The sequence below is a fragment of the Schleiferilactobacillus shenzhenensis LY-73 genome, assembly GCF_000469325.1.
Taxonomy (GTDB): Bacteria; Bacillota; Bacilli; order Lactobacillales; family Lactobacillaceae; genus Schleiferilactobacillus; species Schleiferilactobacillus shenzhenensis.
Window position 1 is genome coordinate 1 of record NZ_KI271623.1, and the last position, 9,123, is coordinate 9,123.

General features: G+C 56.4%; 8 protein-coding genes. All 8 read left to right on the forward strand.

The annotated features are described in order from the left end of the window. The coding region (locus L248_RS14685) for a LacI family DNA-binding transcriptional regulator (protein ID WP_040537122.1) at positions 1 to 952 on the forward strand (952 nt) is incomplete at its 5' end. Between the two features lie 198 nt (positions 953 to 1,150). After that, complete coding sequence (locus L248_RS14690; protein ID WP_022531047.1) at positions 1,151 to 2,380, forward strand: extracellular solute-binding protein; 1,230 nt, start codon at positions 1,151 to 1,153, stop codon at positions 2,378 to 2,380. Positions 2,381 to 2,392: 12 nt separating this feature from the next. Next, positions 2,393 to 3,739, forward strand: coding sequence for a carbohydrate ABC transporter permease (locus tag L248_RS14695; RefSeq protein ID WP_022531048.1), 1,347 nt, complete (start codon positions 2,393 to 2,395; stop codon positions 3,737 to 3,739). A gap of 2 nt (positions 3,740 to 3,741) precedes the next feature. Further along, entirely contained in the window at positions 3,742 to 4,572 is an 831-nt protein-coding gene (locus L248_RS14700) for a sugar ABC transporter permease (protein WP_040537128.1), read from the forward strand. 18 nt (positions 4,573 to 4,590) lie between these two features. Then, a complete protein-coding gene (locus tag L248_RS16455) occupies positions 4,591 to 5,190 on the forward strand; it encodes an alpha-amylase family glycosyl hydrolase (protein WP_022531050.1) in 600 nt (199 codons plus the stop codon). A 38-nt stretch (positions 5,191 to 5,228) separates the two neighbouring features. After that, positions 5,229 to 6,452 carry an alpha-amylase family glycosyl hydrolase gene (locus L248_RS14705; protein ID WP_022531051.1) on the forward strand — a complete coding sequence of 408 codons (1,224 nt, stop codon included), beginning with the start codon at positions 5,229 to 5,231 and terminating at the stop codon, positions 6,450 to 6,452. After that, the gene (gene gtfA / locus L248_RS14710) at positions 6,436 to 7,878 is read left to right on the forward strand and encodes a sucrose phosphorylase (RefSeq protein WP_040537123.1); all 1,443 of its coding nucleotides are present in this window, start codon (positions 6,436 to 6,438) and stop codon (positions 7,876 to 7,878) included. The genes L248_RS14705 and gtfA overlap by 17 nt, the downstream gene beginning before the upstream one ends. A gap of 185 nt (positions 7,879 to 8,063) precedes the next feature. After that, positions 8,064 to 9,050: a DUF4767 domain-containing protein gene (locus L248_RS14715; protein ID WP_081701351.1), complete on the forward strand. Its 987-nt coding sequence runs from the start codon at positions 8,064 to 8,066 to the stop codon at positions 9,048 to 9,050. Positions 9,051 to 9,123 lie beyond the last annotated feature (73 nt).

Sequence of the window (9,123 nt, forward strand, 5' to 3'; positions counted from 1 at the left end):
CCGCGCCATTAACGGGCATTCGTATGTCGCAGAGGCGACGAAGGCGAAGATCTTCGCGGCGATGCGGGAGTTGAATTACCATCCCAACAATATTGCGCAGCAGCTGCGCGGTCAGGGGACGAAGATGATTGGCGTCGTCATCTCGTTCATTACTAACCCGTTCTTCGCTTACCTGGTGGACGCCGTGGACCGGGCGCTATCCGCTGAAGGGTACCGGGCGGTGATGCTGCAGACGCTGGAGGATCCGGCCAAGGAAGCGCAGTACGTGGCCATGCTCCAGAGCAAGCAGCTGGACGGGCTGATCATGGCGGACCTGGAGAATGATTCAGACGAGGTTGCCGAGCTGGTGCAGGCGGGCAAGATCGTGCTGTGCAATCGGTACTTGGGCACCCGGCCGCTGCCGATTATTCAGATTGACGAGGAACAGGCGGCCTATGCGGCGACGGCCTATCTATTGGACCGCGGCTACCAGCGGCTGGCCTTCTGCACCGGCGGCGAGCGCAACCCCCAAGACTTGCGCTTCAAGGGGTTTGAGAAAGCCCTGGCGGACCATGGCCGGACGTTCAACGAGGCGTGGTACTTCTCAGAGGTGCTCACCGAGGGAGACGGTGCTGCGTTGATCAAGCGCTTGGCGGCTAATCGGCCAGCCGGCGCTGACGGTGATACGGCTCTGCCCGACGCCATCTTCAGCAACGGTGACCAGGTTGCCGCCGGCATGCTGCAGGGGGCGCGCACTGCCGGCTGGCGCGTACCGGACCAGTTGGCCATCATGGGCTTCGATGACCAGCCGGTGGCCGCCCTGACGAACCCGACGCTGACGACGGTGCGGCAGCCGATCAAGGCCATTGGTACTGCCGCCGCCCAAACGGTGCTGGCGCATATCCGCGGGGAGGCGGTCCCGCCAATCCCGGCGTTGACGACGACGGTGGTACCGCGGGAAACAACCCGGTAATCCTATAAACAAAGGGCGCTGTTCACGACAGACGGAAGCGGAGAGATCTGTTGCGGACGGCTCTTTTTTTGCTTGTAGATATGAAAACGGTTGACATATGACGGTTAGACTGTTATTCTCGTTTTTGGATATGAAAACGGTTGTCATATTCCTGACTGAACAACCGCAAGACCGACATCATTCAAGGAGACAACACCCATGAAGAAATTATTCATCCTCATTGCGGCTGTCCTGGGCGTCACCGTCCTGAGCAGTTGCGGCACGGCCCAAGCATACCAGCCGGATATTCACGTCCACACCAAAGACGTGACCCTGAAGCTCTGGGTCGACTTGAACCAAGGCACCTATTACCGGAAGGTCGTCCAAGACTTCGAAAAAGCCCATCCCGACAAGAACTACCACATCACTGTGCTGGAATCCGAATCTGGTCAGGCATCGACTAACGTACAAAAGGATCCGGAAGCCGCCGCCGATGTGTTCATCACCCCGAACGACCGCCTCGGCCAACTGGTCGAAGCCGGTGCAGTATATCAGCTGACGAAATACACCAGCGGCATCAAAGCCAACAATACCCCCACAGCCGTGCGAGCAGCCACGTACAAAGGCAAGATGTACGGTTTCCCCACCACCGCCGAGTCTATGTTTCTGGTTTACGATAAACGCAAATTTAGCGCCGCTGATGTGACGTCTTTTGCCAAGCTGACCGCCAAGGGTAAGCTGGGTATCAATTTGCAGGAAGCCGGCGCAGACTACCGGGAAACACCGTGGTTCATTTCTAACGGCAGCTATCTTTACGGTAAGAATGGCGAAGATCCGTACGGGACCACATTCAATTCAGCCAAAGGGGTACAGGTACTCACTTGGCTCGGCAAGCTGCAGCATAACAAGAACGTCGTGCCGGTCAATGCGGACGAGATTAGTGCCATGCAGTCCGGCAAGATCAATGCGGCACTGACAGGTACGTGGAACGCGCCGACCTACAAGCAAATGCTCGGGAAGAACATGGGCGTCACCGTCTATCCCACCGCCGACTTCGGTAGTGGCGCCGTGCCCATGAAGGCCTTCGAAGGCAGCAATCTGTATTGCGTCAACGCCTTCACGAAGTATCCCCTGGATGCCATGCAGCTGGCGAATTACCTGACCAGTCCCAAGGTCCAGGTCGGGGCGTTCCAAGCACTGGGCAAGATCCCTAGCGCGTTGGCCGCTCGGCGCGATCCGGCGGTGACGAAAGATCCAGTCGCCAAGGCCGTTATCGCCATGACAACGGCAAAGCATTCGGTCCTGATGCCCGAGATTCCTGAAATGAACGTGTTCTGGCAGCACATGAACGCTGTCTTGGTGGATGTGTACAATGGCAAGATTCAACCTGCTCAGTACCAGGCCACGCTGGATAAGTTCGTGCACGATGTCACGCCGCAGAAGAAGTAAGGGGGAAGAAAGTTGACTTACACAAACGGATTACACTATGTGACAACGTTCCGTACCGGCGATTGGGCGACGAAACTTGCTTACATCGTGATGGGAGCAGGCCACTTGGCTCACCACCAGATCGTCAAAGGTCTCCTCTACTTAGCGAGCGAGATTGGTTTCTTCATCTTTCTGTTCTCTGACGGGCTGCGCCTGCTCCAGGGCATGGTCACGCTGGGGACCCGTCATCAGTCCTGGACATATGACAAGAGCCTGGGCATCATGGTCCGGACCCCCGGCGATAATTCCATGCTGATGCTGATTTACGGCATCATGACGCTGGTTCTGATTGTCCTCTTCATCACCGTATATTGCATGAACATCAAAGGGGCTGCCAAGGCCGAAGCCATCATCGCCGACGGCCGCCGGCCCCGGGGCATTCTGGCCGAACTGGCCACGTTCCTGGACGGCCGCTTCCACGTTACGCTGCTCACAATTCCGGTCATCGGCGTGGTCATCTTCACCGTCATGCCACTGGTCTATATGATTTCGCTGGCTTTCACCAGCTACGACCATACCCACCTGCCCCCGCGCAATCTCTTCGGCTGGGTCGGCTTAGCCAACTTCCAGAACATCATCAGCGGGGACATTTCTGGAACGTTCTTCCCAGTCCTTGCCTGGACACTGGTTTGGGCGTTGCTGGCGACGGTCACCTGTTTCTTCTTTGGCATCTTGCTAGCGCTGCTGATCAACGATGACAGCGTGAAGTACAAGAAGTTCTGGCGCACATTGTTTGTCATCACCATGGCGGTACCGCCTTTTGTTTCTCTCCTGGTCATGCAGAACTTGCTCCATGCCGCCGGTCCAATCAACACCCTGCTCCAGAATTGGGGTTGGATCAGCCAGCCGATTCCCTTTCTCACTGACCCCTGGCTGGCCAAGGTGACGGTCATCGTCGTCAATATGTGGATTGGGATTCCCATCACCATGCTGATCTCCACTGCCATCTTGATCAATCTGCCAATGGACCAAGTCGAAGCGGCTCAGCTGGACGGCGCCAACCGCTACCACATCTTCCGCTACATCACATTCCCGCAGATTCTGACCGTGATGATGCCCAGTCTGATTCAGCAGTTTATCGGCAACATTAATAACTTCAACGTTATCTATCTGCTCACTGGCGGCGGGCCGTCCAACAGTCACTTCTACGGTGCCGGCGATACCGACCTGCTGGTAACGTGGCTGTACAAGCTGACCGTCGACTCGGCCGATTATAATCTGGCCGCCGTTATCGGCATCATCACGTTCGTCCTGAGTGCAGTGTTCTCACTGCTGGTCTACACCCGGACCACAGCATATAAGGAAGGGAGTCTGCGTTGATCATGAAGAAGAAAGCACTATGGCCCCGGATCACTTTGGTCATCCTCGGCATCGTCTGGATGTTTCCTATTTTCTGGACCGTTCTCACAGCGTTTCGGGGAGAAAGCGGCCAATTCGTCTCGTACATTTTTCCGAAGCACTACTCGTTGAATAATTTTCGTAACCTCTTCAGCAACAATCCGAACTTTCCCTTCCTGCTCTGGCTCAAGAATACACTAATCGTCTCTATCTTCTCCTGCCTGCTCAGCACATTCATCACGGTATCGATGGCGTACGTCCTGTCCCGGCTGCGTTTCAAGTTCCGCAATACGATTTTGAAAGTCGCCTTGGTGCTGAATATGTTCCCTGCGTTCATGGCTATGATCGCCGTCTACTATATTCTGAAGGCCTTCGACTTGACCCAGACGCTGCTGGCACTCGTGCTGGTCTACTCTTCAACAGCCGCGCTGACATTCTACGTGGCCAAGGGCTTCTTCGATACCATCCCCATGTCGCTGGACGAGTCGGCGATGATTGACGGAGCGACCAAGTTCCAGATCTTCACCAAGATTACCCTGCCCATGTCCCAGCCAATCATCGTCTACACCGCCCTGATGGCCTTCATGCAACCGTGGATGGACTTCATTTTCGCCAAAATCATCATGGGCGATAATGTGCCCAAGTACACTGTGTCGATTGGCCTGTACGCGATGCTCAACCAGACGACTGCAAACACTCTCTATACCACCTTCGCCGCCGGTTGTTTGGTCATCGCTCTGCCCATCACGGTCCTATTCATTTACCTACAGAAGTACTACGTTGCTGGTATCACCAGCGGCGCCGTGAAGGGTTAAGGAAGAAAGGAGATTACAATGGTTCTCGAACAGCATACGAATACGTCAGCACTCGCCGGGACAGCCCGGCCGCACCTTTCTCCCCGAAGCATCAAGAATCCTGCCGGCGCCTGGTGGCAAGATGCCGTAGTTTACCAGATCTATCCCCGCAGCTTCCAGGATAGTAACGGCGACGGCATTGGTGACCTGCAAGGTATCATTCAGCGGCTGCCGTACTTGCAATCCCTGGGGGTAACGGTCATCTGGCTCTGCCCGGTCTACCCGTCGCCAATGCTGGACGGCGGGTATGACATTGCAGATTACTACAACATTGACCCGATGTTCGGCACCATGGCAGACATGGACTCGCTCATCGCTGAAGCGGACGCCCGCGGCATCAAGGTACTCATGGACCTGGTCGTGAACCATACTTCGGACCAGCACAAATGGTTCCAAGCCGCCTTGGCGGATCCCGCCAGTCCTTACCGCCAGTATTATGTCTTCCGGCCCGGCCGGGCACCAGGCTTGCCGCCAAACAATTGGCGCTCCTACTTCGGCGGCTCGGCGTGGACCAAGGTACCTGGCGAGGACAATGTCTACTATCTCCATGCCTTCGCTCCCCCCAGCAGCCGGATCTGAACTGGGAGAACCCCGCCGTCCGAGAAGACTGCATCGATATGATCAACTGGTGGCTGGATCGGGGTCTTGGTGGCTTCCGCATTGACGCCATCATGAACTTGAAGAAACGTATTGAGTACGGTGTCTTTCCTGCTGACGGGCCGGACGGTCTGGTCTATATCGGCAGTTGGATTTTGAATCAGCCTGGCATTGAAACTTGGCTGAAGGAGATCGACGATAAGACGTTCCGCCCCCATAACGCTTTGACCGTAGCCGAAGCCGACGTTCCCCCGAGTCAACTCGCTAAATATATCGGCCCCGACGGCTATTTTCGGATGGTATTTGACTTCAGTTACACTGACATCGATGTACCCGCCACCGGTGAATGGTTCAAGCAGCACCATTGGACGGTGACCGAGTTGCGGGAGAAAATTTTCTCTACGGAAGAACGGACCCAGCAGGTTGGTTGGGGGGCTCGCTACCTGGAGAACCATGATCAGCCGCGGTCGGTGAACAAGTATCTGCCCGCTGAGGCTGAGGACCGCCGGAGCGGAACCTTATTGGCCACGCTCTTTATGATGCTGCACGGCACGCCGTTTATTTATCAAGGACAGGAGATTGGAATGAGCAATATTCCGCTGACGTCCGTTGACCAGTATGAAGATGTCGCGACACATGATCAGTATCGGCGGGCAGTGGCTTCTGGCCTGTCCCCGGCGGAAGCCCTCCATTGGATGGTTCAGCGCAGTCGGGATAATTCCCGCACCCCCATGCAGTGGGACGATTCCGCCAACGCCGGCTTCACCACCGCGGGCGTCACCCCCTGGTTCCCCGTCAATCCCAACTACACCACGGTGAACGTGGCGGCAGAGCGCGCGGATGCCGGTTCCGTGTTACATTATTATAGAAAGCTGATTGCGTTGCGGCGCACAAAGGGACCGTGGCGGGAAGCCGTCGTGCACGGGACATTCGTGCCGGTGGATACTGCCGCGGTCAGCCCCGACTTGATCGTGTTCCAGCGGGTACGGGCGCGCAGCGTGCTGGTGGCTATCAATTTCTCGGCAGAGGCGCACGTGCTGCCGTTGGCGGAGAGTGCCGGGGCGTATACCCCGATTCTAGCGAATGTACCGGAGGCGGTCGTCAGCCCATCGCCGCAGCCGCCGGCAGTTTCTGCCAAAGACGTTGGGCCTGCGTCTGCCAATGCTGCCGCCCGGCTCGTCTTACCCCCGTATGCTGCCGTTGTCTTAGGAAAGGACCGTGTTTCACGTGAAACTAACGAATAAAGCGATGCTCATCACCTACCCGGACAGTCTGGGTAAGAACATGCAGGACCTGCGCACCGTGCTGGATAAGTACCTGGACGGCGTCGTTGGCGGCCTGCACCTGCTGCCTTTCTTCCCGTCCACCGGGGACCGGGGCTTCGCGCCCACGGATTACACGCAGGTGGACCCGGCCTTCGGGACGTGGCAGGACGTGGAGAACCTGGCGCGGGACCACTACCTGATGGTGGACTTCATGATCAACCACATTTCTAAACAGTCCTCGTACTTCCAGGACTTCGTCGCCCACCATAACGATTCGCCGTACAAGGATATGTTCATCCGCATCAATCAGTTCTTCCCGGACGGCCGGCCCACTGCTGAGGATATCGACAAAATCTACAAGCGCAAGGACAAGGCGCCCTTCCAGACGGTGCACTTCGCCGACGGCACCAGCGAAGAGGTGTGGAACACGTTCGGCGAGGAACAGATCGATCTGGACGTGACCACCCCGGTGACCCAGCGGTTCATTCGGGACACGATTGCGTCCCTCGCCAGTCACGGCACCAGCCTGGTGCGGCTCGACGCTTTCGCCTACGCGGTGAAGAAATTGGGCACGAGCGATTTCTTCGTGGAGCCTGAGATTTGGGACCTGCTCACGCGGGTCAAGGCGAACGCCGACGCCAGCGGGGTGACGCTGCTGCCGGAGATTCACGAACATTACACGATTCCGCTGAAGATTTCTCAACATGGCTACTACATCTACGACTTCGCCCTGCCGATGATCCTGCTCTATTCGCTGTATGCTGGCAAGAGCGAGCGTCTGGCTCATTGGCTGCGGCTCAGCCCGATGCACCAGTTCACGACGCTGGACACCCACGACGGCATCGGCGTGGTCGACGCCAAGGACCTGCTCAGCGACGACGAGCTCGACTATACCACCAAGGAGTTGTACAAGGTCGGGGCCAACGTGAAGAAAGTCTACTCTTCCGCCGCCTACCACAACCTGGACGTGTACCAGATCAATTCGACCTACTACGGCGCACTGGGCGACGATGACGCCAGCTATCTCTTGGCCCGCGCCATCCAGTGCTTCGCCCCCGGCATTCCCCAGGTCTACTACGTCGGGCTGCTGGCCGGCAAGAACGATATCAAGCTGCTGGAGAACACCAAGGAAGGCCGCAATATCAACCGCCATTACTATTCCCTGGGCGAGATCGACGAGACCGTTCAGCGGCCGGTGGTGCAGAAGCTGTTCGCCCTGCTGCGGTTCCGGAACCAGTCAGCCGCATTCGACCTGGACGGGTCCATCGACGTGACGACGCCGGATGCGCAGACGATCGTCATTCGCCGGAGTGCGGCGGATGGCAGTGTAACGGCGGAACTGCTGGCGGATTTGGCGACGAAGCAGTTTACAGTGACGGAGAACGGGTCGGTTGTGACGCTGTAAGTTAATGGAAGAAAAAGAAACGGCAGGAGCCGCGACGACGTCTGGAAATGGCGTTGGGCGCGGGGTCTGCCGTTTTTGGATGCAGTTTTTAGGCGTTGGATTTATCGTGCGTGACCGTTTGTATTTCATATTCCTGGTAAACTAAAAGTGTGTCTGTAAGCCTTTACTCAACTGGGGGGATCTTCATGAACTGGCATCTAAAGACCGCGATGGCCTTGATGTGCACTTTTCTACTCGTTGGGTGCGCACCTAGGGCACCGAAGGAATCAACTCATTCCATCCACTATTCAAAAAAGACTGAGCGCAAGATCACTAATTCTTCGCAGGACAATAAAAGCACGACGAAGACCAAGCAATCACGTGCCAGCAGCCCGGAGACCGATACTGCAGTCGGTCCTGCCGAATCAGAATCCATAGCACCATTGTGGTCACTGGAGAAACGGCAACAACTCGCCGCCTTCATGCGCCAGTGGCAGGCAGAAATGCACCAAACTTGGGTGAACAATCGGATCGGGACTGCTGAATACGACAATTACCCATTCAAGGATTACTACAACCGGCAACAGGTCGGTCTCTCATTGATCTTGCCGAACCCCAGTATCGCATGGTCGGATACTGGCATTGGCACCGCCGACTACCAGCTAGTTGATGCGTATGGCGCTATATCGCCCACCGGCAACATGCAGTACTTGTTCACCTTGAGAGACGGCGAGCCGCTTGTGTTCTACTCGGCACAAAACCAGGGTAATCAGAGTGATCCGCGGTACATCTTTATGCGTACCCAGAACCGTGCATTGGTGATGGGCTTCGCGAACATTGTGCAAGGCCGCACCCCAAATGCCGATAATCCCCAGTCTGTCGCCTATTTGGGCAAAGACTACTGGACCTTGGACAGTGCGGTGGCCTACTTGAAACGGGTCTATTTCCCCAAATCAGATGACGCTGGGTGGGCCGGTTACCGCTGGAATCTCATCAGCAACCACGCCAATCAGATTGTCGTGAATCTGCAATTTACATCCTCGGGGAACGCCATCTATGGCCTGGAATATAACTTTGACGGCACGACGACCGTGCGTGAATACTGGGGTCAAAGCCTGGCCAACGTTGACGCGGCAACTGTATTCCGCGATTCAGACGGGTATAAGATCCCGGGACATGATTTCTCGTACTGATCTAGCAGAAATTTGTTTGCCGGATTTAAAATTGAAGTGCAACGGCCGTTGAGCTAGACCAATCCACTTGGAC

Coding starts and splice junctions, on each gene's coding strand:
- L248_RS14705 (WP_022531051.1), top strand. CDS start 5,229: ATGATCAACTGGTGGCTGGATCGGGGTCTTGGTGGCTTCCGCATTGAC.
- L248_RS14700 (WP_040537128.1), top strand. CDS start 3,742: ATGAAGAAGAAAGCACTATGGCCCCGGATCACTTTGGTCATCCTCGGC.
- L248_RS16455 (WP_022531050.1), top strand. CDS start 4,591: ATGGTTCTCGAACAGCATACGAATACGTCAGCACTCGCCGGGACAGCC.
- L248_RS14715 (WP_081701351.1), top strand. CDS start 8,064: ATGAACTGGCATCTAAAGACCGCGATGGCCTTGATGTGCACTTTTCTA.
- L248_RS14690 (WP_022531047.1), top strand. CDS start 1,151: ATGAAGAAATTATTCATCCTCATTGCGGCTGTCCTGGGCGTCACCGTC.